The sequence below is a fragment of the Vibrio sp. SCSIO 43086 genome, from assembly GCF_051132235.1.
GTDB lineage: Bacteria > Pseudomonadota > Gammaproteobacteria > Enterobacterales > Vibrionaceae > Vibrio > Vibrio diabolicus.
The window spans coordinates 1,503,175-1,529,179 of the sequence record NZ_CP072677.1 but is presented as its reverse complement, the minus strand read 5'-3'; the positions used below and the strand labels follow the sequence as shown (position 1 = coordinate 1,529,179).

Annotated in this window: 21 protein-coding genes and 1 pseudogene; 15 read left to right on the top strand and 7 right to left on the bottom strand. The window is 44.4% G+C overall.

Going from position 1 to position 26,005, the window contains the following annotated elements; translation table 11 throughout:
• Nucleotide 1: 1 nt before the first annotated feature.
• The 4 genes and pseudogenes from J8Z23_RS07075 (at nucleotide 2) to J8Z23_RS07060 (ending at nucleotide 4,601) form a co-directional block, all read left to right on the top strand.
• Nucleotides 2–982, top strand: a complete 981-nt coding sequence (locus J8Z23_RS07075) for an HlyD family secretion protein (RefSeq protein ID WP_301658820.1) — start codon at nucleotides 2–4, stop codon at nucleotides 980–982.
• A gap of 22 nt (nucleotides 983–1,004) precedes the next feature.
• Entirely contained in the window at nucleotides 1,005–2,171 is a 1,167-nt protein-coding gene (locus J8Z23_RS07070; protein ID WP_434635257.1) for an ABC transporter permease, read from the top strand.
• Entirely contained in the window at nucleotides 2,168–3,319 is a 1,152-nt protein-coding gene (locus J8Z23_RS07065; RefSeq protein ID WP_301658818.1) for an ABC transporter permease, read from the top strand. The genes J8Z23_RS07070 and J8Z23_RS07065 overlap by 4 nt, the downstream gene beginning before the upstream one ends.
• Before the next feature lie 380 nt (nucleotides 3,320–3,699).
• Nucleotides 3,700–4,601, top strand: a pseudogene (locus J8Z23_RS07060) (cytochrome-c peroxidase).
• 252 nt (nucleotides 4,602–4,853) lie between these two features.
• On the opposite strand, the gene J8Z23_RS07055 reads toward J8Z23_RS07060, so the two are convergent.
• The 7 genes from J8Z23_RS07055 to J8Z23_RS07025 all read right to left on the bottom strand — a co-directional run bounded on the left by J8Z23_RS07055 (nucleotide 4,854) and on the right by J8Z23_RS07025 (nucleotide 13,387).
• On the bottom strand, nucleotides 4,854–6,275 hold the full coding sequence (locus J8Z23_RS07055) for an aspartate kinase (protein WP_005393366.1): 1,422 nt from the start codon (nucleotides 6,273–6,275) through the stop codon (nucleotides 4,854–4,856).
• 84 nt (nucleotides 6,276–6,359) lie between these two features.
• Nucleotides 6,360–6,746, bottom strand: a complete 387-nt coding sequence (locus J8Z23_RS07050; protein WP_005393369.1) for an ectoine synthase — start codon at nucleotides 6,744–6,746, stop codon at nucleotides 6,360–6,362.
• Between the two features lie 15 nt (nucleotides 6,747–6,761).
• Nucleotides 6,762–8,027 (bottom strand): diaminobutyrate--2-oxoglutarate transaminase, encoded by a 1,266-nt coding sequence (gene ectB / locus J8Z23_RS07045; RefSeq protein WP_301658817.1) that lies wholly within the window; start codon nucleotides 8,025–8,027, stop codon nucleotides 6,762–6,764.
• Nucleotides 8,028–8,061: 34 nt separating this feature from the next.
• On the bottom strand, nucleotides 8,062–8,595 hold the full coding sequence (ectA, locus tag J8Z23_RS07040) for a diaminobutyrate acetyltransferase (protein WP_005393379.1): 534 nt from the start codon (nucleotides 8,593–8,595) through the stop codon (nucleotides 8,062–8,064).
• A 312-nt stretch (nucleotides 8,596–8,907) separates the two neighbouring features.
• A complete protein-coding gene (locus J8Z23_RS07035; RefSeq protein ID WP_005393381.1) occupies nucleotides 8,908–10,569 on the bottom strand; it encodes a BCCT family transporter in 1,662 nt (553 codons plus the stop codon).
• A gap of 191 nt (nucleotides 10,570–10,760) precedes the next feature.
• Nucleotides 10,761–11,507, bottom strand: coding sequence for a 3'-5' exonuclease (locus tag J8Z23_RS07030; RefSeq protein ID WP_434635256.1), 747 nt, complete (start codon nucleotides 11,505–11,507; stop codon nucleotides 10,761–10,763).
• A complete protein-coding gene (locus tag J8Z23_RS07025; RefSeq protein ID WP_006741594.1) occupies nucleotides 11,507–13,387 on the bottom strand; it encodes a DUF294 nucleotidyltransferase-like domain-containing protein in 1,881 nt (626 codons plus the stop codon). The genes J8Z23_RS07030 and J8Z23_RS07025 overlap by 1 nt, the downstream gene beginning before the upstream one ends.
• A gap of 438 nt (nucleotides 13,388–13,825) precedes the next feature.
• Between J8Z23_RS07025 and proV the strand changes: the two genes are divergently transcribed.
• From proV to J8Z23_RS06970, 11 genes are all read left to right on the top strand, one after another.
• Complete coding sequence (gene proV / locus J8Z23_RS07020) at nucleotides 13,826–15,013, top strand: glycine betaine/L-proline ABC transporter ATP-binding protein ProV (RefSeq protein ID WP_005393388.1); 1,188 nt, start codon at nucleotides 13,826–13,828, stop codon at nucleotides 15,011–15,013.
• Nucleotides 15,014–15,017: 4 nt separating this feature from the next.
• Entirely contained in the window at nucleotides 15,018–16,109 is a 1,092-nt protein-coding gene (gene proW, locus J8Z23_RS07015; protein WP_434635255.1) for a glycine betaine/L-proline ABC transporter permease ProW, read from the top strand.
• Complete coding sequence (gene proX / locus J8Z23_RS07010; RefSeq protein ID WP_005393392.1) at nucleotides 16,102–17,109, top strand: glycine betaine/L-proline ABC transporter substrate-binding protein ProX; 1,008 nt, start codon at nucleotides 16,102–16,104, stop codon at nucleotides 17,107–17,109. The genes proW and proX overlap by 8 nt, the downstream gene beginning before the upstream one ends.
• 216 nt (nucleotides 17,110–17,325) lie before the next feature.
• Nucleotides 17,326–17,937, top strand: a complete 612-nt coding sequence (locus J8Z23_RS07005; protein WP_434635254.1) for a thermostable hemolysin — start codon at nucleotides 17,326–17,328, stop codon at nucleotides 17,935–17,937.
• 80 nt (nucleotides 17,938–18,017) lie between these two features.
• Complete coding sequence (locus tag J8Z23_RS07000; protein WP_434635253.1) at nucleotides 18,018–19,577, top strand: AMP-binding protein; 1,560 nt, start codon at nucleotides 18,018–18,020, stop codon at nucleotides 19,575–19,577.
• A gap of 25 nt (nucleotides 19,578–19,602) precedes the next feature.
• The gene (locus J8Z23_RS06995) at nucleotides 19,603–20,286 is read left to right on the top strand and encodes a TenA family transcriptional regulator (protein WP_434635252.1); all 684 of its coding nucleotides are present in this window, start codon (nucleotides 19,603–19,605) and stop codon (nucleotides 20,284–20,286) included.
• Nucleotides 20,287–20,294: 8 nt separating this feature from the next.
• Nucleotides 20,295–21,089, top strand: a complete 795-nt coding sequence (locus J8Z23_RS06990) for an SDR family oxidoreductase (RefSeq protein WP_048626330.1) — start codon at nucleotides 20,295–20,297, stop codon at nucleotides 21,087–21,089.
• Nucleotides 21,090–21,103: 14 nt separating this feature from the next.
• Nucleotides 21,104–21,739, top strand: coding sequence for a tetratricopeptide repeat protein (locus tag J8Z23_RS06985; protein WP_258644451.1), 636 nt, complete (start codon nucleotides 21,104–21,106; stop codon nucleotides 21,737–21,739).
• A gap of 3 nt (nucleotides 21,740–21,742) precedes the next feature.
• Complete coding sequence (locus tag J8Z23_RS06980) at nucleotides 21,743–22,399, top strand: response regulator (protein WP_109168399.1); 657 nt, start codon at nucleotides 21,743–21,745, stop codon at nucleotides 22,397–22,399.
• Nucleotides 22,389–23,801, top strand: coding sequence for a sensor histidine kinase (locus J8Z23_RS06975; protein ID WP_434635251.1), 1,413 nt, complete (start codon nucleotides 22,389–22,391; stop codon nucleotides 23,799–23,801). The genes J8Z23_RS06980 and J8Z23_RS06975 overlap by 11 nt, the downstream gene beginning before the upstream one ends.
• Before the next feature lie 186 nt (nucleotides 23,802–23,987).
• Nucleotides 23,988–25,937: an LTA synthase family protein gene (locus J8Z23_RS06970; RefSeq protein ID WP_420666752.1), complete on the top strand. Its 1,950-nt coding sequence runs from the start codon at nucleotides 23,988–23,990 to the stop codon at nucleotides 25,935–25,937.
• Nucleotides 25,938–26,005: the final 68 nt, after the last annotated feature.

Here is a 26,005-nt window from a genome sequence, read left to right as displayed (position 1 = left end):
CATGGCAGCTAAATCACTAAAACCCGTTTTACTCTCACTTTGTGCTTTGGGTGTTGTCTCTTGGGTTGGCTATCAATTTTACCAAGCCTATCGACCTGAACCGATCCGCTTACAGGGATTAATTGAAGCCCAGCAATACAGCATTTCCTCAAAAGTTCCAGGGCGTATTGATGAGGTCATGGTCCGTAAAGGCGACGATGTAGAGAAAGGCCAGCTTATTTTTACCCTTCATAGTCCTGAAATTGAAGCGAAGTTAGAACAAGCAAAAGCAGGTGAAAAAGCGGCGGACGCCTTAGCTCAAGAAGCTGAGAAAGGCGCACGTGAGCAACAAATCCAAGCAGCAAAAGATCAGTGGATGAAAGCCAAAGCCGCTGCGAATTTAATGGAAAAAACCTACAATCGTGTGAATAACCTTTATAACGATGGCGTGGTTGCAGAACAAAAGCGCGATGAAGCTTTAACGCAATGGCAAGCAGCGAAATACACCGAAAGTGCCGCGTTTCAAATGTACGAAATGGCAAAAGAAGGCGCGAGAAGTGAAACCAAAGTGGCAGCGGCGGAAAAAGCGCGCATGGCATCAGGTGCCGTAGCCGAAGTAGAAGCGTATGCGAAAGATACTCAGATCTACAGCTGGTTTGACGGCGAAGTCTCTCAAGTTCTACTTCAAAGTGGTGAATTAGCACCTCAGGGCTTCCCGGTTGTTACTGTGATAGATACAGAAGATGCCTGGGCGACACTTAATGTGCGTGAAGATTACCTTCAACACTTTAAAAAAGGAGCAACCTTTGATGCCTATTTGCCTGCCTTAAATAAAAATGTTGAGTTCAAAGTAACGCATGTTGCCGTTATGGGTGACTTTGCAACGTGGAGAGCAACCGATGCTTCTCAAGGTTTTGATCTTCGTACCTTTGAAGTAGAAGCTCGTCCAGCTCAACCCGAACCTGAACTGCGTATGGGAATGAGTGTTGTCGTTGAACTTTAATCACAACCACTAGGTTAATGCTATGACGATTAAGATTTCACAGCGGCATATCTTACGACGAGATAAGTGGTTGCTTTCGTGCCTTACTTGGATACCGATTTTGCTCGCAATGATGATTTGGGGAGTGTTCTCTGCGGGCATTGCCCGGGATCTGCCAATCGGTGTGGTTGATCTACAACATTCCCAACTTTCTCGAAAGCTCATTCAATCTTTGGATGCGTCGTCGAGTCTGGCTGTTAATTATCACTACACCAGTGCAAGCGAAGCAAAAAATGCGATGATTGAAGGCGATATCTACGCTTACGCGGTCATCCCATCTAAGTTCGATCAAGATATTCTCCAGCACCGCCAACCTCAACTCTCTGTCTTTTACAACAGTCAGTACATTTTGGTAGCGAAATTGATCAACTCTGCCGTTGCGCAAGCACAAGGCTATTTCGATGCTCAGGTTGAAGTAATGAGCAACTTGGCTAAAGGTAACACCACAACGTTAGCGGCGGCTGGACAGGCTGTACCCGTGTCGACACAAATAACCGCATTATTTAACCGTAACAATAACTACGCACAATTTTTGGTAACGGCTATCGTGCCAGCCATTTGGCAAATATGTATTGTAGTAAGCACTATTTTGATTCTTACCGCGCACTTTCGCATTTATGGTGGAAAGAATGGCTTTGCATTTTTGGGCAAAAAGCCATACGCCAAGCTCACTTCCCTATTAAGTCAGTACATTCCGGTCTTTATGGCGCAAGGTGCGTTGTTCTTGTATTGGTTTTATTCCGTGCTTGATTGGCCAATGGAAGGCAGTTTTGTGGTTATGCTACTAGCACAATTGGTGACGGTTATCGCCTGTATCATTATGGGAGCGTTGTTCTTCTTCTTGTCGATGGACCCTGCACGTGCGATGAGTTTTGCTGGCGCGTTTACGGCTCCAAGTTTCGCGTTCATGGGAATTACATTCCCAGTTTCTGACATGAACACGCTCGCTTATGCATGGCGTTCATTATTGCCGATTACCCATTACATTGAAGTACAAGTGAGTCAAGCAAGCTATGGAGCATCGACCGCACAATCTTTAAGCTCGCTATGGCCTATGATTGGTTACGTTGTGCCCCTGCTCATTACCGCAGCCTTGATGGGTAAACATCGAACAGCTTCATCAACACGCCAAGCGAAGGAGGCGGTATGACATTGTGGCAACTGATTAAAGCGGAACTTAAGGCCGTTCTAACCAATCCAGTCGTTACGTTGACCGTGTTTGGTGGTGTCGTATTTTACTCGTTTTTATACCCTTTGCCTTATGCACAACAAACGCCTCGTGAACAACCAATCGCGATTGTTAATTTAGATGGTAGTCAGACGAGTTTAAAGCTGGAGCGTATGGTTGATGCCACTCCACAAGTCAACGTAGTTACTCGACTTCATACGATTGCCGATGCAAAACAAGCATTTTTACAACGAGAGATCACCGGTTTTTTAGTCATACCAGAACACTTTTACAAAGACCTAATGCTAGGTAAAAGCCCGACTCTGGCCTACGCTGCGGACGCCTCGTATTTTCTCGTGTACGGAACCGTGGTAGAGGGATTGGCCCAAGCGGGAGGCACATTAGGGGCCCAAGTGAAAGTCAGTAAAATGGTGATAGATGGTGTGCCCATGAGTATGGCTAGCGATAATTACTCTGCTATTAAGCTTAATATGAAACCGACGTTCAACCCAACCATGGGTTACATCGAATACGTAGTGCCAGCAGTATTTGTTCTGATTTTACAGCAAACGTTGATCATGGCGGTTGGATTACAAACGGGAACACAGCGTCATGGTCGTGGCTACTGGTCTCAAGTATCAACGGGATCGCTGCTGCTTGTGAGAACGTTAGTATTTGTGGCAATTTATTATTTACTCGGCGCCTATTATTTTGGTTTTAGCTTCGAACGTTTAAGCGTAAACCATATCGCCAACGCGGGCGAACTACTGGCCATGTTGTTCCCGTTCTTTTTAGGTTGCTGCGGACTAGGCTTCTGGCTGGGTTACTTATTACCTCGGCGTGAACTGGTTACCTTAGTCGTCCTCGTGAGCTCTATGCCTCTCATTTTCTTGGCGGGTTTTATTTGGCCGATTGAAGCCATTCCTGCTCCCCTACTATGGATTGCAGATTTAAGTCCAAGTACATGGGCGATCAAAGCTTTCTTAGCGCTAAACCAAATGGGGGCAACCTGGCAACAAGTCGCTCCACATTGGACGGCACTTTGGGCACTCACCGTGCTTTGGGGTAGCGTTGCGTACTGGATTGCTAAGCGCAATAACAAGCCAGTTGTAACAGAAAGTCTAAGTTGATTTCTCTCTACAGCTCAAAGAGATAATCACAAATCAAAAACCTGATGGACGAGCTGAGGGGCGAAATGTCGCCCCTTTTTTGTATTTGAGCACCTCACAATCTCAGATTGAAATTAACTTTAATCAAGGATTCAGCCGATAAATAACTCTAAGCGCCCGTAACAAGTTTGCAGCAGATTTATAACCAATAATCACAAAAGCCCGCACCAGCTTAACGTGCAAAAATCAACCACCTTTATTAACATCGTTTTTTGCAGTTTATCGAATAATACCTTTCCTATACCGTAATTTTCGAGCGTACCAATAGCTGTTTTATCAGCGTTTTCATAAGAAGTACGACGCTCTAGTGAAAGTCGAAAATCGCGTCAAAGGAAGTTATTATGAAAAGTCTTATCTCAGTGAGTGTTTTATCTATATTGTCTTTCGGTGCCCATGCTAAGCGTCAATACAGTGAACCCATCAAGGTCATCGAACCCATTACTGAGATCGACTGTAAAAATATTGAATTGGGTAAAACGCTATGGTTTGAGCCTTGGCTGTCGACGTCGAACATCATTTCTTGTGACTCTTGCCATAACATCGCGCAAGGTAGTGTTGATAACTTATCAAGCTCAATTGGTTACCAATGAACCATTGGCCCGATTAACTCACCTACGGTGTTTAATTCAGATTTGAATTTCGTGCAGTTTTGGAATGGACGAGCAAAAGATCCGCAATAGGGCCTGCGGCTTGCTGGTCGACACTCTTCAATCTATCCCTCAATATCGCGAGTGGTTTCAGCAAATCCATGGAAGCGACAACATAACCATTAATAACGTAACCGATGCTATCGCGGCATTTGTACGCCAAACGCGCCATTTGATTTATGGTTGAAAGAGAACACACGGTGCGCTCACCAAAGCACAGGTTGAAGGCTATCAACTGTTTAAACCGCTTGTCATAGCAGACCATTAGCTAGTGGAAAAATGTATCAAAAAATAGGGTTAGTGAAGCCATTTGCCACAGACCCCCCAAATGTTGACCGCAAAGCCATTAGTTCGTATTCAAAGTCCCATCCTTACGTAACGTAGAATTCACCTACCCGTACTTCCATGATGGCTCAGTTTGTAATCTTCAGGAGGCGGTAGAAATGCTAGCCGATCTGCAACTTGGTCAAAAGCTAACGAAAGAATAGTCCACCAAAATCACTGAATTCTCACGTTCTCTAACAGGTGAGCAACCACGAATCACTTTACCCCACTTACCACCATCCACCCATGAAACTGCAAGGCCGAATATTTAAGATTTGCTCTATCTAATTGAAACTAATGGCATTCAGTAGGCAACATTTAAACGCTTTGTCTAACCAATATATGGAAAGGTACTGGTTCTTGGGGAATCTACAATCACCATCATCAAAGCATGTCCCTAATAGTAGAAAGACCTTCTAGAGCCGCAGAATGGATTTATTGCAAACCTATCACTTTCTTGCTCTTTTTTAGTGGCAACTAGCCATGAAGAGGGAAGCCCCCTTCATGGCTAGACAAAAAATAAACTAAGCCACATTAACCGATTTAGTTAAACTATTGCTCTGAAAGAACTCATCATGCAACGCACAAATCGCACGCTGATATTCTTTATCACCCACTACGAACTGAACGTTTACATTTCTCATTGATGAGTGAAGTGCAACTGGCGTTACGCCATTGTTCATCAAAGAAAGTACACCTTTCGCTAGTGTCTTGTTAGTGTCAATTTGAGAACCGATGGCTGAAATCAGCGCGACCATACGGCCTTTAATCGACGCATTCGGATAGCGTTTTTCAGCTTTATACAATACTTTGTTCAAGCTATCAGTACTGCCACCTAGATAGTAAGTAATAGAGTTCGCGTTCATCTCTTTACCAACTAAACTTACGCGAGCATCAGAGATAATTTCCATTAATTCGTAGCTAACGTTATCAGCTTTTCCCACCATCGCTTGGTCAAACAAATGCAGTGCGAACACCTTTTCTTTACCTGCGATAATTTCGACTTTGTCTTCTTCTGGGCGGTAGCTTGAAGAGATCAAAGTGCCTTCGTGTTCAGGTTCAAATGTATTTTTAATCTGTAGCTCAATACCACTCTCACGTAAACCTGCGGCTGCATTTGGGTGAATCGCTTCCATGCCAAGGTTAGCAAGTTGGTCTGCTACATCATAGTTTGTACTACCAATTGGCAAAACTTTTTCAGGACCAACAACACGCGGGTCTGCAGAGCTCAAGTGATATTCTTTGTGAATTACCGCTAAATCCGCTTTTGTTATCGCTGCAATTCGGCTAAATGTCATTTCACTATAACCTCGGTCATAAGTGTGCATTAGGCCTTCCTTACAGTAAGCATAACCTGTAACGATTGGCAGTTCTTTTGACACATCGATATCAGCAAACGCATCACTGATCGATTCATCAAGGCTTCTTGGCGCTTGATTGTCCCAACCGGACAGGTCAACGAACTTAGCGTTAATACCCATATTTTTTAGTTTCAGTGCCGTGTTGTAAGCACTGTGCGCCTCACCTATAGACGACAGAAACTCTCGAATTTGAGGCAAATACTGACGTAGCGAAAACTGACCGTACTGACACGTTTCTAAAATGTTCGCAATACAGTTTTTTGCTTCAGCAATACGTGAGCGAATGAATTTATCTGCACGGATACGATTCATTGGGTCCGCGAAAATATTTTCATTTGTGAGCAGCATACGGCTTTCTACATATGCTAGCGCTTCTTCCCATTTGTCATCACGTTTCGCGATAAGCTGATAAACACCTGGCTTACTGGTTTTTTTACATTCGAGTAGCGCGTCGGTCATACCGCCGTATGCAGAGACGACAAAGATACGATTGTATGGCGATTTAGGACGAAGAATAATGTTGTCGAGAACAGCATCAAATGCTGTCATTGATGTACCGCCGATTTTTTCTACGGTAAATGTCATGATAAGCCTTTTTTGATTGGTAACTTTAAAAGAAAAAAGAAGAGATAGTTGATCGTGGGGCGACAAGCACCCCACCTCTATCTTTTAGTCAACGAGAGGATAAACACCATTTTCATCGTGCACTTCAGCGCCGGTAATTGGTGGGTTGAATACACACGCCATTACCATTTCTTTGTTCTTATAAGCTCTCAAGTAGTGCTCATCGTGTTTATCAAGGATGTATAACGTACCCGGTTTAATCGGGTAAGTTTCTCCACCAACGACTTCAATTTCACCTTCACCGCTCATACAAAAAACCGATTCTAGGTGATTTTGATAGTGAATGTGTGTTTCAGTACCTTCATAAATCGTAGTAATGTGGAAAGAAAAACCCATGTTGTCATCTTTCAACAACATACGGACACTTTCCCAGTTATCTGAAACCACACGTCGCTCACTGTTGCGACACTCATCGAGTGTTCTGACGATCATAATTAATAATCCTTATTAAGATGCTTGTTTGAAATGTTTCGCAGCAATGGTTTCCACTGCACTTTCAAAGATGCTTAGTCCTTGGTCTAGTTCTGACTCGCTAATCGTAAGTGGGCAGAAGAACTTAACGACTTCGTCGTCAGGGCCAGCTGTCTCAATTACCATTCCGTTTTCGAAACAGTTTTTCGCGATTTCAGATGCCATATCACCGTTGATACACTCAATACCAACCATCATGCCGCGACCTTTTTTCTGTACAAACATTTGTGGGAAGCGACGAACGCAGCGATCAATAACAGCACTTACTTTGTCTGAACACTGCTTGATGTGTGTTTCAAAATCATCATTTGCCCAATAAATTTCTAATGCTTTCGCCGCGGTAATAAATGCATGGTTGTTGCCACGGAACGTGCCGTTATGCTCACCTGGCTTCCACTGGTCTAGCTCTGGTTTGAGTAGCACGACGGCCATTGGTAAACCGTAACCACCGATCGATTTCGATAGCGTCACGATATCTGGTTGAATACCTGACGGCTCAAAGCTAAAGAAAGTACCTGTACGTCCGCAGCCAGCTTGAATGTCATCGACAATCACAAGAATGTCGTTGGCTTTACAGATTTTGCTCAAACGTTGTAACCACTCGTTTGAAGCAGCATTTAAACCACCCTCGCCCTGCACAGTTTCAAGAAGTACAGCGGCTGGTTTATCCAGACCTGCAGAGTTGTCGTTTAGCATGGTTTCGAACAATGCTAGACCATCAACGCCAGCGTAACCTTCAAATGGAATACGAGTGACGTTACTTAAGCTAGAACCGTTACCTTGTCTGTGATGCTGGTTACCCGTTGCAGCCAGTGCGCCAGCTGTACAACCGTGGAAACCGTTGGTAAATGCAACAACGCTGTCGCGACCTTTTACTTTTTTCGCTAACTTAAGTGCTGCCTCAACGGCGTTAGTACCGGTTGGGCCAGTAAACTGAACTTTGTAGTCCAAGTTTCTTGGTTTAAGGATGTAAGTATCCAACGCTTCAAGAAACGATGCTTTCGCTTCTGAGTGCATATCCAAACCGTGAGTAATACCGTCCATCTCAATGTACTCAAGCAGTGCTTGCTTAAGTACTGGGTTGTTATGGCCGTAATTTAGAGATCCCGCTCCAGCAAGGAAGTCTAAGTATCGTTCACCTTGTTCTGTTTCCAGCCAGCAGCCTTTCGCTTTACGAAAAACCACTGGGAAATTGTTTGAATATGAGCGTACGTTGGATTCCTGCTTTTTGAAAATATCCATGATGAGACCGTTTTTAATTCCTATTGTTTGAGGATTATTTGAGAGGAATGCGATACAAATATTCTGTATCGTGTTTGCCTTTAAAGTGGGCTTCTTCATCCAAAAATGTGCTTACTTGGCCAGAGTTGCCATTCATCGCATCTAACTTTTTGAACAATGCCCAAGAGGCTTTATTATCTTCCGTGATGGTAGTTTCTACCGATTTAACACCGCCCAATTCCTCTCGGGTGAGAAGTTCTTTCAACATGCGGAATGCTAAACCATGACCTCTGAAGCGAGGTGAGACTGCAACTTGCCAGACAAATAAAACGTCTTGCTCGTCTGGTTTCTGATAACCGGAAATGAAACCTGCGATTTCGCCTTTTTGCTCAACCAAAATACTGGTTTTGCTGAAATGCGTAGACTGTAGGAAATTGCAATAAGATGAGTTCATGTCCAATGGAGGACAGTCTGCAATTAAGCTGTAAATGTCGTCACCATCAGAGATTTTAGGCTCACGAAAAATCCATTTTTTACTTGAGTCTTCTCCAATCTCTGGATAAAGAACCCAAGGTGCTGATGTGATCATGTGGAAATACATATCCTTTGAGGTCTAATTAAATTTCCTTTTTATTATGGGCATTCCTCGCGACTAAAAATCAAATAATCCGCCTTTTTATCGATATTTTTGTGACATAAATCACAACAATATGCCATTTAACCAAATCTTAAAATAGTTCGAGGTCTAATTTATTAAAAAATCACTTAAAGAATAAGTATAAAAAACGAACAGAAAAAACAGTCCTCCATGGTCTTCATTTCTCAGCAAAAATTCAAAAATAAAAAAAAGCGGCATGCTTTCGCATGCCGCTTTATTCAAATATTTAACTGCTGATGTTGGTTATTTCGATTTCTTCTTAGAAACCGCTTTTGGACGAGGTTCATCCATCAGGCCTTTTACTAGGGAAACCGTTGCAACAAGCAGAACAATCGTAAATGGTAGGCCTGTGGTCACGGCCATTGCTTGAGCTGCCGCTAGGCCACCACCAAGCATCAATGCAATCGCAACTAAGCCTTCAAACGTACACCAGAACACGCGTTGAGGCGTTGGCGCATCGACCTTACCGCCCGCAGCAATAGTATCAATAACCAGTGAACCAGAGTCTGAAGAGGTAATGAAGAATACCACCACCAAAATAATACCGACGAAAGATGTAATTTCAGCTAGCGGCATCACATCTAACATGGCAAATAGTTTTAACGGTAATTCCGCGTTGAACACGGCTTCATAACCATCGCTCACGTATTGGCTTATAGCGTTACCACCAAAAGCGGTCATCCATAACACACAAACAGAAGAAGGGATAAGGATAACGCAAATAATGAACTCACGAACGGAACGACCACGAGATACACGCGCAATGAACATACCGACAAATGGTGACCAAGAAATCCACCAAGCCCAGTAGAATGCTGTCCAACCTTGAGAATAGTTTACGTCTTCTCGTCCAAATGGCATTGATAGGGCAGGAATATTAGCCACATATGACACTATATTTTCGAAGAAGCCCGTTAAAATCGCGATCGTCGGGCCGACAACAATAACGAAAAGCAGTAAAAGCGCAGCGAGACCCATGTTGATCTCAGATAAGATTTTCACGCCTTTGTCTAGTCCCGCAACAACTGAGATTAAAGCGAGTGCGGTGATGCCAATAATCAATAGTACCTGCGTAGTATTCGTCATTGGAACATCAAATAGGAAGTTCAAACCCGTTGCGGCTTGAGACGCACCGTAACCTAGGGACGTTGCCAGACCAAAAACTGTCGCTACAACCGCAAGAATGTCGATAATGTGACCAGTCCAACCCCATACACGCTCACCAAACAGTGGGTAAAAAATGGATCGCATGGTAAGTGGTAAGCCTTTGTTAAACGAGAAAATCGCCAAACCAAGGGCCAATAGCGCATAGATTGACCACGGATGAAGCGCCCAGTGGTAAATCGTCGCCGCCATGCCTAGTGCAGATGCAGCACTTGCATCGCCTTCTGCACCACCTAGAGGGGCCCAGTCAGTACGAACACCATTCTCAACGTTCACGCCACCAATAGCAGAACTAAAATGAGACATAGGTTCTGATACACCAAAGAACACCAGACCGATACCCATACCTGCTGCAAAGAGCATTGCCAGCCAACCCGCATATGAATAATCTGGCGTCGCTTCTGTACCGCCGATTCGTACACGACCTAGCGGTGTAAAAATCAACCCAACACAGACAATGACAAAAATATTACCAGATGCGAGAAAGAACCAATCCAAATGGTGTAACAAACCCGCTCTTAGATCTGCGAAAAACGGCTCTACCTGTTCTCGAAATAATAGTGTTACTACAACAAATAGGATGATTGCTAAACCAGAAATTGCAAAAACACGGTTATGAATATCAAGGCCAAACGGGCCTACTTTTAACGCGACGTTATCCTGACCAATTTGATAGTCAGTGTCTATCGCGTTTACCTTTCCATCGGGGCGTTGAATGCCACCGTTATTATCGGTGCTCACGGATAATCTCCTTAAAAATACGTGACCAAATTTAAATTACTTTCGTCGGAGTTTGAGTGATGAAACCTCCCATCACTACCAAGCACATGTTCAAAAAACATAGTTCTTATAAGCGGTTACTCAGTCCGCCATCATAATCGCAAAGCCCCCTACCTTTCATTGCATTTTATTGTCTTCATCATAAACAACGCTTATTGCCAAATCGAAGAGATTGGCATGCTTCGATTAAAATGATATTGCAACTGTGCTTGAAACAGTTCAGCAGTTGCCAGCGCATCGGTCAAAGCATGATGAGGTTGATAAGCAGGAAGGTGATACCTTTCACGAGCATGCCCCAGCCTGACAGAGCCTGGCTTCTTACCTTTTAACTTATTGAATAGGCCACTGCATTCACGGCGCTGTATCGCGTGTTCAATGTCTAGCGTATCGACAACGGGAAACTGTATCCCCTCCCCAATGCTTTTTAGCAACGCGTTATTAAAAAACTGCCTTTCGATATTTTTATAATGAACAAGCACAACTTTGCCTGACAGCGCATCCAATATTTCCCCTAAAATGTGGGTTAATTGGGGCGCGTTTTTGACTTCAGAATCAGTGATGCCATGAATCACGACTGACTCTTCGTTTAACTCACGATTAGGGTTAACAACCCAATGCGCAGAGCCACTACATTGAACACGATCAATGGTAAACGGCACAAGTCCAATCGTGAGAATTGCATCCTCTTCCGCATTCAAACCTGTCGTTTCAAAATCTACCGAGACAAATGGCACTTCCTCAATTGGTGTTTCCCCATTAGCCATCGGTGTCGAGTAATAACGTTTGAGCCTCTCGTCTCTTGCTTCTTTCGCGAGCTGTTTGAATAACGTTGACCACTCTGGCGTCCGAGACGTATCCAACAACGGCTGATCTTTTGCTGCCTTTTTTGAGAACCACATTATTTGCTACTTCTCTGGTATCGGAACTTGATGAAGTTCTGTGCATTACTAAGGATTTGGAAAGCAGCTTTTAAGTTTCGGCGCTCAAACTCTGACATGTTCTCTGGCTCAATGTTGTTATCTGGTTCATCTCCATTTTCGATATCGAGTGCTTGATGACGAATTCGAACCATGTAAATCAATTCCATTGCATCCCTCAAGTCCATTCCTCGACCTTTAGGTAAAATGCCCGCATCATTGATATCGTCTAAACGGTCAAACGAGTTTTGCGAACGGGAACCAATTGCCAATGAATGCACTCGAATCAAATCTGCCAATGGCGCAGTACCTCTTCTTTTCAAGTTAATAGAATTGCGGTGACGACCATCTTTCTCCATAACAAAATCTTTGAAGAAGCCCAATGGCGGTGTACGACGTATCGCGTTGTAAGCCATACATGCAAGGAAGCGGTTGTTTCTTTTCGCGCGCCTAACAATAAAGCTGCTTAATTGTTCCGCCCACTTCACTCGCCCATGAACACCTAATAAATCAAAAAAGATATTACTGTTTAACAACCTTTCAGGAGTTGGGTTATCTATCCAGTTGCCAAAGCACTCCTCCCACTCCGCTCGGGTTTTTCGCCACTCTGGATTGGTTGCCATAATGTCGCCAGTACAGTAAGCATAGCCGCATGCTGCTAAACCATCACAAACAAATTTGGCAAACTTTTCAAAGTACTCCCCGTGCATCTCAACATCATAACTGTTGTCGAGAATAAGGGCGTTGTCTTGGTCCGTTACAATTAACTGCTCATCCCTGGCCATCGATCCCATAGCGACCAAACAATACGGAATTGGCGCAGGGCCAAGCTCTTGCTCTGCTAATTCAGCCAAACGCTGTTTAAAGCTACTACCAATGACCGACATGGCTCGACCAATCATATGAGCGTTGGCATCTTCATTCACCATTCGCACAAAACAGTCTTTCACTTGTTCAGAAACTTGCTTGAGATCTTCAACGCTGGTTTGTTGGAAGATAGAGCTAACGAGCAGCAAGCTGTTTTGAGATTCATAACGGACAATATCCGTCATGCCAATAATTCCTATCGGCTTTTTATCTTTTAAAATAGGGAGATGGTGCACGTTGTAGCGCAACATGGTTAACATGGCTTCAAAGACATAAGCGTTGTAATCCAGAGACACCACGTCATAACTCATGACCTCACTCACTGGGATATTGGTATCAATGCCCTGAGCTAATACGCGAATACATAGATCGCGATCAGTCAATATTCCAAGTAGTTGTTCATCGTCTTCTTCTGTGAGTTCTTCTGCTGGGCGAACAATAAGCAAAGAGGTGACATTTTCCTCCGCCATCAGTATCGCGGCTTCTTGAATCGATGCCGTCGCCTCCAACGTTACCGGATCTCTCGCTAAGATCTTACGTGCTTTGGCAGTGGTAAAGTCATTACTTTCTGAGCGGCTGGATATTGCGCTTCGCAAGCGCGCGCTGTCTTCCAGTTCCATATAGTCAGCAAAGTTTTCAAACTCATCACAAAGCTCGTTGAAAATATCCTCCGGAATACAGTAAACCAAGGTGTCTTCTATCGCTTTGGCAGGCATACGCACACGGTTGTTCATTAACAACCCCATCTGTCCAAACAGTCCACCAGCGTCAATCCTGTTATAGAGTTCGCCTTTACGTCGGTAGATCTCCACAGCGCCGCTTCTCACCATATATAAGTCGCGGATCGTGTCTCCAAAATTGAGTATCTCTGTGCCTTGCCGAAAGTATGCAACCTCGGCATTTAGAGCGATCTTTTTTAACTGCTCTTCGGGTAGATCATCGAAAGGTGGGTACTGGCTAATGAAGTTGAGCACTTCTAACTGTTCGGCTTCCATCTTTTATTCCATACGTTGCCTAAACTACAGCGATAAATATCACCAAGATTGAAATCAATCAATGAATAAATCTAAGAATAACAACACCTAACCTAGTTCGCAGAATAAAACTCCAACCAAACATTAGAGCTCTAATGTTTTTAAATATAGACCTCTAATCTATTTCTCCTTATAGCTATGCAGATGGGCTGAGTTGAAATGTACTAAAAACTTCAAAATAAATTCAAACCAATGTCATGGAAAAGTTAAGCGAAGACAAAACCAACCATAAATGTCTATTTTTGTTAATAAAAACACTATTTAACCACACCACCTTCATTGTTTATTGTATGCACATAAAATCCTGTTAACCGAACTCCATTCGTTGAAAGTTGAACTAAAATTAATTAGAGTACAAATCGTTAAACAGTTATAAACACACAAAAAAGGACAGATAACATGGATCCCATACTGGAAGTTAAGGGACTGTATAAAGTGTTTGGAGAAGACCCAGAAAGAGCCTTCTCGCTTATCGAAAAAGGTATCGATAAGGACGGTATTTTTGAACAGACAGGTTTAACAGTCGGCGTAAACGATGTATCTCTCACCATTAACGAAGGTGAAATTTTCGTGATCATGGGGCTTTCTGGTTCGGGAAAATCTACTCTCGTTCGACTCCTAAACCGACTCATTGAGCCAACGAAAGGCAGTGTTTATCTAAAAGGGAAAGATATTGCCCATATCTCTGAAGACGAACTTCGAGAAGTTCGTCGCAACAATATCTCAATGGTGTTTCAAAGTTTCGCACTTATGCCTCACATGACGGTGATCGAAAACGCTGCATTCGGTTTAGAACTTGCTGGCATTGATGTTAATGAACGTCAGAAAAGTGCCCTTTCCGCCTTGGAAAGAGTTGGCTTAGACCCTTATGCAGAATCTTTCCCTGACGAGTTATCCGGTGGTATGAAACAGCGCGTGGGTCTAGCAAGGGCATTGGCTTGTGACCCAGACATTCTATTAATGGACGAGGCGTTTTCCGCTTTAGACCCATTAATCCGTTCTGAGATGCAGGATGAGCTTATTCGTCTACAAAACGATGACAAACGCACAATTGTCTTCATATCTCATGATTTGGATGAAGCAATGCGTATTGGTGATCGTATCGCCATCATGCAAAACGGTGAGGTTGTTCAGGTTGGCACACCTGATGAAATATTGCACAGTCCAGCAAATGATTATGTCGAAGCGTTTTTCCGCGGCGTAAACATCGCAAGTGTCTTGACAGCAAAAGATATCGCTCGCAAGAAGCCAGCCGCCGTCTTTAAGAAATCGGAAAATGATGGCCCAGGCTCAGCGATGCAGATTCTGATGGATCATGACCGTGATTACGGCATTGTCGTCGATAAATCTAGCCGATATTCCGGCATCGTGTCTCTTGACTCACTACGTTTGGCTCACAAAGAAAACCGCTCTCTAGCCAGTGCTCAATTGACGGATGAAGTCACTCTTCAGCCAGAGCAGTCAATCAATGACATTTTGGGGCTAGTTGCAGGCGTTCCTTATGCCGTACCTGTCGTTGATGAGCAAGGTACTTACTTTGGTGTCGTGACTAAATCACGTCTTCTACAAACACTAGATAAGGATTAACACGATGTCTTCAGAGCAAACTAACAATGATCCCTGGTCGAATACCGCTCCTGCACAAGATGATCCTTGGTCACAAGGTGCAGGTGCTGACGCTGCCCCAAGTAATGACTGGTTAAGCTCAGAAACTGTAGAGCAAGCGCCATTCGACATTATGAACCCATTCCAAGATGCGGTTCTACCACTTGATAGCTGGGTAGAATCGGGATTGAACTGGTTGGTGGAACATGGTCGCCCTGTTTTCCAAGCAATTCGAGTTCCAATCGACTTTATTCTTACCTCGTTTGAAACTGCTTTGGTGTCTACACCTGCGCCTATCATGGTGCTCATTTTATTTTTGCTGGCGTGGCAGTTTTCCAATGTAAAACTCGGTTTTTCAACACTTGTATCCCTTGTTTTTATCGGCCTAATTGGTGCGTGGTCACACGCGATGACAACGCTCGCACTGGTTTTAACCGCCGTCTTCTTCTGTTTGCTTATCGGGCTACCGATGGGGATATGGTTGGCGAGAAGCCAAACCGCAGCCAAATTTGTTAGACCAATACTCGATGCAATGCAAACGACCCCCGCGTTCGTTTATCTAGTGCCAATCGTTATGCTATTCGGTATTGGTAACGTTCCTGGCGTTGTAGTAACCATCATTTTCGCACTGCCTCCCGTTGTGCGCCTGACTATTTTAGGGATTCAGCAAGTACCTGAAGAGCTAATCGAAGCGGGCCACTCTTTCGGGGCAAACAAAAAACAGATGCTTTACCGCATCCAATTGCCATTGGCGTTACCAACGATTATGGCAGGGGTAAACCAAACCTTGATGCTTTCACTTTCTATGGTTGTGATCGCTTCAATGATTGCGGTTGGCGGCTTGGGCCAAATGGTACTTCGTGGTATCGGCCGACTTGATATGGGTCTTGCTGCTGTCGGTGGCTTAGGCATCGTAATTCTTGCCATTTTATTAGACCGTATTACCCAAGTATTAGGGGTTAATGCGGGTAACACCAAGCTTCGCTGGTATCACACAGGTCCTGTTTCATACCTATTAAAACTGAAAACAAAGACGAACCAAGACGATCTAAAACTTAGGAGAAACATCAATGAATAATTCATGGAAGAAAGCGCTCTCTGTTGGAGCTCTAAGTACTATCGCATTTTCAACTTATGGTGTGGCAAGCGAACTACCGGGTGAAGGTGTGACTGTTCAGCCAGTTCAATCAACCGTTGCAGAGGAAACGTTTCAAACATTGATCGTAAACCGTGCACTTGAAGAGCTTGGTTACGATGTAAAACCAACTAAAGAAGTGGATTACAACGTAGGCTATACCTCTATTGCTAAAGGCGACGCCACTTTCTTAGCAGTAGGTTGGTTCCCTCTTCACGCCGATAAGTACACAATGTCTGGCGGTGATGATAAGTTTTTCCGCAAAGGTCAATATGTAAGTGGTGCTGCTCAAGGTTACTTGATCGATAAAAAAACCGCTGAAAAATATGGCATCACAAATATTGGTCAATTAAAAGATCCAAAACTGGCCAAGCTTTTCGATGCCAACGGTGACGGTAAAGCGGACTTAACAGGTTGTAACCCAGGTTGGGGTTGTGAAATGGTCGTTGAGCATCAGTTGGATGCGTTCAAGCTTCGTGACACAGTAACGCACAACCAAGGTAACTACGCTGCGATTATCGCTGACACGATTTCTCGTTACAAAAAAGGCGATCCGATTCTTTACTACACTTGGACACCTTACTGGGTAAGTGGCGTCTTAGTTCCGGGTAAAGATGTTGTTTGGTTAGAAGTGCCATTCTCTTCACTTCCTGGTGAGCGTAAGGACATCGACACAACACTAGAGAACGGTAAGAACTACGGCTTTGAGATGAACTCTATGCGCATCGTTGCGAACAAAGAGTTTACTGAAAAGAACCCAGCAGCAGCGAAGCTGTTTGAAATCATCAAGCTAAACATCAATGATGTTAGTGCGCAGAATATGATGATGAGCCAAGGTAAGAACAGCTCAGCAGACATCGAGTCTCATGTAAATGGCTGGATCAAAGCGAACCAGAAAAAGTTCGACGCATGGGTAGACGAAGCTAAAAAAGCAGCCATGTAACCGACACGACCATTAAAATACGTGACACCTAACTTTAGAGCCAACCGATCACATCGGTTGGCTCTAATTTTATTCACCGTAGTAAAAAGGGTTACAACAATATTGAGCCCTGATCCTAAGTATTTTCTTAAAGTTTCTACTTAATTTCATTCCTTAAGAGTTTCTTAAGTTTCGCGTTTTATTTTGTTGATAACCAATCAAACAAAGGAAGCGCTCATGAAACACCATGCAAAAATTTCTGTAGATGGCTTTACTTTAGACATCGTCTATCCAATGCATCCGCTTTGGAGCCAAGTTATCGAGCATGTTTCTCAGCGTTATCAAGAAGCATTCTTTGCCGAGCTCAAACAGTTTATGCCGGCGTATTTAACCCTCATTGACGGCGGTCAAATTATTTCCGTATGCGGCTTTCGCATCGCCGAAGATGAACCTTTGTTCCTTGAACAGTATTTAGAAGACGACGCCCAAAAGCTGGTTTCTAACGTATTTAACTGCGACGTAAAACGTTCGAACTTAGTGGAGTTTGGTCACTTGGCATCTTTCGCTAAGGGCATGTCATCTCTGCACTTCTACCTGATCGCAGAAATGCTGGTCAATCTCGGTTTTGAATGGTGCATCTTCACCGCAACAGACCCTCTTCACGCCATGATGGCGCGCCTAGGATTGGAGCCTCATATCATCGCGCAGGCCGATCAAAATAAAGTCCCCGATGCCGAGTCCACTTGGGGGGCGTACTACGAGCATCAACCGCGTGTGTTAGCTGGCAATTTGCAAAAAGGACTCGAACGCCTTCGATTAGTCCAAGAAAAAAAACGTAAACAAGCCTAGATAGAAAAGTAAACGTCGTTAAAACCGCAAACACAACCAGAACAACTTGGTTAAAAACCACGCCAGAATATAGGTGACGTATGAATATTCTCCTCGATGCCATTACAAAATGGGCAAAAACGACACCAGGCCGAGTAGCACTTGTCGGCTACGAAGCAAATCAAACCGTTGAACTGACTTACTCTGAATTGTTAAACAAGATCGAACTCGTTGCCGCCGAACTTATTGCACAGAACATCAAAGCACTCGCGCTACGCGCAGAAAACAGCATCAATTGGGCCATTGTTGATTTGGCGGCGATGGCGGCAGACATAGTCGTCGTACCTATTCCGACTTTTTTCTCTGATGCACAGGTTGAACATACGTTAGAGCAATCACGCGTCGATGCTTTAGTCGGCGATTGGCAAGCATGGTTGGCTTCTAACCCTAAGCAAAGCTTTAATCAGCAAGACCATCCGTTTTCCATTACCAATTTGCCTTTGCTGCGTCGTAACCAGTTGGGAGATGAAGATACACAGGCAGCTTATCTACCAGAAACCGGAAAAATCACATTTACGTCTGGCTCGACTGGTCAGCCTAAAGGCGTGTGTTTAAGCAATGATCATTTGTGTTTGGTGGCGAAATCGCTCGCCGATGCAGTAAACGGCACGGCGCACTCGCACTTAGTGCTGCTTCCGTTATCGACACTTCTCGAGAACATAACCGGCGTTTATGTTCCACTCATGTTGGGCGTGACGTCATATATTTTACCCGGAGCACAAACCGGCCTACTCGGTTCAAGCCAATTCGAACCGCGTCTGTTTGCACAAGCATTAGCGACCATCAAACCAGAAAGCTTAGTGCTAACACCGGCTTTATTGCTTGCGCTCATTCAGATCGCGAAACAGCAGCCCTCTCTTGTGGATTCTCTAAAATTTGTCGCCGTTGGCGGCGCAAGAGTGTCGTCTCAACTGATTAACGCCGCGCATGCACTGAACATCCCTGCGTTTGAAGGTTATGGCTTGTCTGAATGTGGCTCTGTTGTTTGTTTGAATACACCAGCCGCATTTAAAGCAGGAACGTGTGGCAAACCGCTTCCCCACGCTCAGATTCGTATCGCGGAAGATGGTGAACTGCTCGTCAAAGGCAACGTTGCTCTTGGTTATTTGAATGAACCGTTTACTCAAGAATGGTTAGCGACTGGCGACTTAGCCCAAATTGACGCACAAGGCTTTGTCTCTCTCTCGGGACGTAAGAAGAACCTTATCGTCACCGCGTATGGCAGAAATGTCTCACCGGAATGGATTGAATCAGAAGCGTTGGCGTTTTTGCCGATGACGCCACTGATCGTTACGGGCGATAGCCAACAAACATTATGCGCTGTCATTGCCAATAGCGAAGACGTCGAAGCAAAGGTTCATACATTGAACCAAACCCTACCCGATTACGCTCAAATCCGAACCTTGTTGCTACTTGACAACCCACCAGCCATCTCTGGTTGGTACACGGATAACGGCAAGCTCAAACGAAATCAAATCGAACATGATGTGGCTCAGTTATTAGCGAGCACAACGCCTGAATTAACGCTGCAAGCGCAAAAGATCCAACGCATCGATTTGCCCTTCCAGCAACACATTACGTCTTTCCAAACTGCATCTTAGTTAACGGCTTCTTAAGGAGAAGGTTATGACTTTATTTTTCGAACAACTCAAACAAAGCACTGCCGCTGCTCAACAAGCAATGTTAACTGCGCCAGTCATCGCAGACGTTCAACAAGGCAACATTTCCAAAGATATGTATATCGCCTTTCTAACCCAAGCTTACCATCACGTTAAGCACACTGTTCCCTTGCTGATGGCGTGTGGAGGCCGACTACCTGGCGAATACGAATGGGTACGAGATGCCATTGCCGAGTACATCGAGGAAGAGAAAGGCCATCAAGAATGGATTTTAAATGACATCAAAGCGTGCGGCGGCGATGCCGAAGCAGTGCGCAACAACAAAGATGTAGGTCAAGTAGGAGCACCGATTGAACTGATGGTTTCCTACCTTTACCACAACATTGACCGCCACAACCCACTCGCGCTGTTTGGCATGGTGTGGGTATTAGAAGGCACCAGCGTCGGCATTGGTGGCCAAATAGCTGAAAAAATCCAGTCAACGCTAAGCCTACCGCCTTCGGCAATGACTTACCTAGTTTCACACAGCGTGTTAGACCAAGATCATCTGCAATTTTTTGAATCACTGATGAACAAAATCACCAAAGTGGAAGATCAACAAGTCATCATCGACTCCGCAAAAATGGTGTTCGCATTGTACGGACAAATGCTGCGTTCTTTGCCTTCTTTCTCAACCCAACAAGCGGCGTGAGGTGAAGCATGATCATTAACAACAGCACCATTCTCTTGACAGGCGCAACGGGCGGAATTGGGCAAGCCATCGCGCAAGAGTTAGCAAAACGCGGTGCCAGCCTCATTCTTGTTGGGCGAAACGAAGAGAGCTTGCAAACACTACAGCGTGAACTGTCGAATCCAGAGCGCCATAACCTAGTCGTTGCAGACATCACCTCATCAGAAGGATTAACTGCGATTAAAGCTCGAGCGCGCCGACATCAAAGAGTGGACGCACTGATTAACAATGCGGGCAGCAACGATTTCTCGTTGTTAAGCCACAAACGATCAACGCAGATTACAGACGAAATCCAACTCAATCTCGTTGCGCCGATGCTGCTGTGTCAATCGGCGTTAACGTGGTTAAAGCAGCCTGGGGTGATTCTCAATATAGGTTCCACATTCGGCTCAATTGGCTACCCAGGCTATACCTCCTATTGCGCGGCAAAAGCGGGGTTGCACCGTTTTACCGAATCGCTCGACAGAGAGCTGTTCGCAACCGGAATCCGTGCGCTGTATTTGGCACCAAGAGCGACAGAAACCTCGCTCAATAGCGATGCCGTCAATGAAATGAATCGACAACTGGGTAACAAAACGGACTCGCCGCAAGTTGTAGCCGATCACGTTGTCACCATGTTGGAAAAAGAAATTTCCGCGAAATGGATTGGTTGGCCAGAAAAGCTTTTTGCGCGCATCAATCAACTGCTTCCAAGCGTGGTTTCTTCTGCGATTCGTAAGCAGCAAGAAACCATTCACCAATACGTAAACCGAGTCAGTCACTGAAGAGGACATAGACGATGAATACCAAACAACTATTTTGCGCTTTGACGGTTTGTTCAACGTTAGCTTCGACCGCTGCGTTGGCAAGTAATACTCCACTGCAACAGGTTCAAAAGAAATGGGCGGAATGTCAGTACAGCACACCCGATGGAGACGAAAAGGAACAATGCTTCCATCGCGCGATTGCCAAAACCAGTATTTATCTCGACAGAGAACCGGGCAATCCCGAACTCACTGTTTGGCTGGCAATCAATAAAGCATCGCTGGCTGGTGCTCAAGGTGGCTTGGGTGCACTATCACTCGCCAAAGAAGCCAAATCTTTACTCGAAGGAGTAATCGCAACTTCACCGCAAGCGCTTGATGGATCTGCATACACCAGTTTAGGTTCTTTGTATTACAAAGTTCCGGGGTGGCCAATTGGCTTTGGTGATGACGATAAAGCCGAAGAAATGTTGAAAAAAGCGTTAGAGATCAATCCAAAAGGCATCGATCCGAACTATTTTTATGGAGACTTCCTTGCAGAAGAAGGTCGAGACAAGGAAGCGAAAGTGTATTTGACTCGCGCAATGCAGGCGTCACCTCGCCCTGACCGACCTTTGGCGGATAAAGGTCGAAAACTGGAAATTAAAGCGACTCTTGGGAGTTTGAAATAATCCATGCGCTTATTACTCGTAGAAGATGACAAACTACTCGGTCAATCCATGGTGACTTCATTAAGTCGCCATGGGTACACCGTGGATTGGGTGGAAAAAGGCTCTGGCGTGACTAGCGCACTCAAAACAGAAGCGTTCACTGCAGTAATTTTGGATCTCACTCTCCCCGATATCGATGGATTGGAAGTTCTGCGTAATATTCGCAAAGGCGGATTTAAGCTCCCAGTGATGATACTTACCGCACGAGACGACATTCGCGATCGCGTTCAAGGCCTCGACGGCGGCGCAGATGACTACCTCGGAAAACCGTTTGCACTCGAAGAGTTGCTCGCTCGCTTGCGTGTGTTGATTCGCCGTCAATCCGGTAGTGCAGAAGAAATCATTCAAGTTGGACAGTTATCTTTATCCTTATCGGAACAAAGCATTCGCTACGATGACGAGCCGCTTAAACTCACACGCAATGAATTTAAAATCCTCACCAGTTTGATGACGAACGCCGGACGCGTGCAAAGTAAGGAGCAATTGCAACAATCACTGCACGGCTGGGATGAAGGTTCAAGCGACAACGCTATCGAAGTTCATATTCACAATTTGCGTAAAAAAGCGCCCAAAGTGGTCATTAAAAATATTCGCGGTGTGGGGTACATTCTTGAAAGATAAGAAATCGTACTCGATCAAACGTCAGTTAACTCTATCAGTAGGCGTGTTGGTAAGTGTTCTCTTACTCATCTCACTTTATTTCAGTTTCCAATCTGCGAAGCACGAGGTCGAAGAAGTTTATGACGCTAGGCTTGGACAATCCGCAAAATTAATGTTGCTGACGCTCTCAATTTCAACGGAAGAGAGGACTCTCGCTAACCATCGAGAATTATTTAATGAGTGGATGGAAAACATTGAGTCAATGTCAAAGTCTGACGATGATAATGTCACAACGTTCGGCCACCCTTATGAACAAAACTTGGTTTTTCAATTCTATCGAGACAACACACTGCTCTGGAGCTCTGATCAAACCTTGCACGCACTCTCTACGTCCTTTGATAATAACGGCTACGCTGATATCGTAAAAGACGGTACACAATGGCGTACATTTCAGATTTCACTGCCACAAACAAAACATGATAATGAATACGTCGTGGTTGCAGAAAAATACAAGATACGTAAAGAGATCATCCACGAAATTGCCCTATCCACATCAATAGAACAATTGCTGATACTACCAGCTTTGTTGCTTTTGCTGTTTTGGTTGATCGATAAACATTTCCGACCGATTAACGACCTGCGCACCGCCATCACACAAAGAAACGTACACCGATTAGATCGCATTCATGTAAAAGACAACACCGTTGAACTCGCACCACTTGTCGATTCGCTCAACTCTCTCCTCTCTGAACTAGAGTTAGCCTGGCAAAGAGAGAAACGCTTTACACGTGCTGCAGCGCATGAACTAAAAACCCCACTAACAATCCTTCGTCTTAACGTAGAAAATGCACTTGAAAGTAATGATCCGGAGCAACTGAGAGGAGATTTACACAACATTCTGCAAGGCATTGAACGCACTGACCGCCTTATCCATCAGCTACTGACTTTAGCTAAAGTAGATAGCTTATCAGAACGTGTATTCGACACCGTTGAGCTAACCCCTTTGTTGCAAACCGTTGTTGCTGATTTGGCACCGTTAGCATTGAAGCATAAGCAAGACATCAGTTTATCATCTTCCAACATCGCTATATCCGGTGATCGAATGTTGTTAGAGGTGTTATTTCGTAACCTCGTAGATAATGCGATTCGTTACTCCGGCGAGCACAGTGACATACAAGTCAGCGTCACAGAGAACAATAATACAATCAAAGTCTTAATTTCCGATACTGGTCCAGAAATCCCGAAAGAAACTCGTGAAAGAATCTTCGAACAGTTTTATCGGGGTCATTCCGAACATGGCGACGGTGCGGGTTTAGGGATGTCAATTTGCAAAGACATTACAGCACTACACCGTGCAACACTTGAGCTCATTCCCAGAGAAAATAGTAGGAATACGTTTGTCATCACTTTCCCAAAGTGCTAACAAAAGCGATACAGACCATAACCTGTTTAATTTATGTTCCAGCCGAACATGAGTTTCATTCCACACTTACATAGACATACCAACACTTACACTACTCGACCATAAACCCACATTATAATTCACGTTTATTTCACGCTTGCTTTGTTAAAAACAACACAACATAACAATTAAACTATTCGAATAAATATGAAAAACTTATCTAAGGGCTCTGTGTGGGGGCCTTTGCAGCCAATTGCTGCTTTTTCTTTGTTTTCACTTATATTTTTGTCTATCTCACGCGTTTTGCTCGCCTTTTGGCAACTTGATCGAATTGACTCTTTCAACGACTTAATTTACATCCTAGGCCAAGGCCTACGCGTAGACATTGCAACACTGTGCTGGTTATTCATCCTCCCTGCACTGCTTTCAGCCCTAATGCCATTAAACGGCAAGATTGGGCATTTCTGGAAATGGATATTGCGCATATGGATGGTTGTAGGGCTTTGGATTCTCGTGTACATGGAACTGGCAACGGCACCATTCATTCAAGAATATGACCTACGCCCAAACCGTCTGTTTGTGGAATACCTTATCTATCCGAAAGAGGTCATGGGCATGCTTTGGACTGGCTATAAGCTAGAGCTGTTTATTGGCGCGTTAGGCACGGCATTAACTCTAGTTTTGGGTTGGAAGTGGAGCAAAAAACTGACCGACAATGCACAGCAGATCAAATGGAAGTGGCGCCCACTATTAGCCATTTTTGTTGTGCTTCTTGGTGTTGCAGGCGCACGCTCGTCTTTAGGCCACCGCCCACTAAACCCTGCCATGGTGGCATTTTCTAACGATCCACTGCTTAACGACTTAGCATTAAACTCATCTTACTCACTGCTGTTTGCTGTCAACAGCATGAAGTCAGAAAAAAGCGCAGAGCAGTTCTACGGCAAGATGGATAATCAAAAGATGCTGGATCTCGTTCGCGCTTCGTCAAAAAAGTCCGACTTTGATCCAACATTACTTCCAACCATGAACAGTAACCCCGCGACTTACCATGGTAAACGTAAGAACTTAGTGATCTTGCTACAAGAGAGCTTAGGAGCGCAATTTGTGGGTTCTTTGGGTGGTCTGCCTCTTACGCCAAACCTAGATGAACTCATGGCTGAAGGTTGGCAGTTCACGCAAATGTACGCAACGGGTACTCGTTCTGTTCGTGGTATCGAAGCCGTAACCACGGGTTTTCCACCATCCCCTTCTCGCGCAGTGGTGAAACTAAGCAAAAGCCAAACAGGCTTCTTTACCATCGCAGACTTACTCAAAGCACAAGGCTATCACACGCAATTTATTTATGGCGGTGAAGCAAACTTCGATAATATGAAAACCTTCTTCTTCGGTAATGGTTTTGATCAAATCGTCGAAGAAGATGATTACAATAACCCAAGCTTTGTTGGCTCTTGGGGGGTCAGTGATGAAGATTTATACAACAAAGCAGACGAAGAGTTTGAACGTCTTTCAAAAAGCGACAAACCTTTTTTCAGCTTAGTTTTTACGTCAAGCAATCACAGCCCTTATGAGTATCCGAAAGGTAAAATTGAGCCATACGATTCCGAACACATGACGCGTAATAACGCGGTAAAATATTCAGATTACGCTTTGGGTACGTTCTTTGACAAAGCGAAAAACTCATCCTACTGGGATGATACTATTTTCATTGTCATTGCAGACCACGATGCCCGCGTGTCTGGCGCTAACTTGGTTCCAGTTAAGCACTTCCACATTCCTGCATTGATCATTGGTAAAGACATTCAACCACGTAAAGATGACCGTATCGCAAACAACATAGATATGCCGCCTACGCTGTTGTCTCTTATTGGCGTAGACGCCAAAACGCCGATGATTGGTCGTGACTTAACGAAACCACTGGCTCGCGAAGATGAACGCGCAATGATGCAATACGACAAAAACTTTGGTTATTTAACGCGTGACAACCTAGTTGTGCTTTCTCCTGGTGAAAAAGTATCGACCCTGGCGTACGACTTTGAAAGCCAAACCATGAAACCGCTAGAAGTCGATGAATCCGTTATTGAACGCGCAAAAGCAAACGCATTGTTTGCATCTAAGGCGTATCAAAACAACTGGTACGCTTCGAAACGTACCAACTAATATCCGCTGATTCAGTTAAAAGGGAGCCAACTGGCTCCTTTTCTTTATTCTGTAAGACTCTTCACTCT

Bases quoted from the DNA above. Each gene is read 5' to 3' on its own strand.
- J8Z23_RS07075 (WP_301658820.1), top strand. From the start codon at position 2: ATGGCAGCTAAATCACTAAAACCCGTTTTACTCTCACTTTGTGCTTTG.
- J8Z23_RS07070 (WP_434635257.1), top strand. From the start codon at position 1,005: ATGACGATTAAGATTTCACAGCGGCATATCTTACGACGAGATAAGTGG.
- J8Z23_RS07065 (WP_301658818.1), top strand. From the start codon at position 2,168: ATGACATTGTGGCAACTGATTAAAGCGGAACTTAAGGCCGTTCTAACC.
- J8Z23_RS07055 (WP_005393366.1), bottom strand. From the start codon at position 6,275: ATGACATTTACCGTAGAAAAAATCGGCGGTACATCAATGACAGCATTT.
- J8Z23_RS07050 (WP_005393369.1), bottom strand. From the start codon at position 6,746: ATGATCGTCAGAACACTCGATGAGTGTCGCAACAGTGAGCGACGTGTG.
- ectB (WP_301658817.1), bottom strand. From the start codon at position 8,027: ATGGATATTTTCAAAAAGCAGGAATCCAACGTACGCTCATATTCAAAC.
- ectA (WP_005393379.1), bottom strand. From the start codon at position 8,595: ATGATCACATCAGCACCTTGGGTTCTTTATCCAGAGATTGGAGAAGAC.
- J8Z23_RS07030 (WP_434635256.1), bottom strand. From the start codon at position 11,507: ATGTGGTTCTCAAAAAAGGCAGCAAAAGATCAGCCGTTGTTGGATACG.
- J8Z23_RS07025 (WP_006741594.1), bottom strand. From the start codon at position 13,387: ATGGAAGCCGAACAGTTAGAAGTGCTCAACTTCATTAGCCAGTACCCA.
- proV (WP_005393388.1), top strand. From the start codon at position 13,826: ATGGATCCCATACTGGAAGTTAAGGGACTGTATAAAGTGTTTGGAGAA.
- proW (WP_434635255.1), top strand. From the start codon at position 15,018: ATGTCTTCAGAGCAAACTAACAATGATCCCTGGTCGAATACCGCTCCT.
- proX (WP_005393392.1), top strand. From the start codon at position 16,102: ATGAATAATTCATGGAAGAAAGCGCTCTCTGTTGGAGCTCTAAGTACT.
- J8Z23_RS07005 (WP_434635254.1), top strand. From the start codon at position 17,326: ATGAAACACCATGCAAAAATTTCTGTAGATGGCTTTACTTTAGACATC.
- J8Z23_RS07000 (WP_434635253.1), top strand. From the start codon at position 18,018: ATGAATATTCTCCTCGATGCCATTACAAAATGGGCAAAAACGACACCA.
- J8Z23_RS06995 (WP_434635252.1), top strand. From the start codon at position 19,603: ATGACTTTATTTTTCGAACAACTCAAACAAAGCACTGCCGCTGCTCAA.
- J8Z23_RS06990 (WP_048626330.1), top strand. From the start codon at position 20,295: ATGATCATTAACAACAGCACCATTCTCTTGACAGGCGCAACGGGCGGA.
- J8Z23_RS06985 (WP_258644451.1), top strand. From the start codon at position 21,104: ATGAATACCAAACAACTATTTTGCGCTTTGACGGTTTGTTCAACGTTA.
- J8Z23_RS06980 (WP_109168399.1), top strand. From the start codon at position 21,743: ATGCGCTTATTACTCGTAGAAGATGACAAACTACTCGGTCAATCCATG.
- J8Z23_RS06970 (WP_420666752.1), top strand. From the start codon at position 23,988: ATGAAAAACTTATCTAAGGGCTCTGTGTGGGGGCCTTTGCAGCCAATT.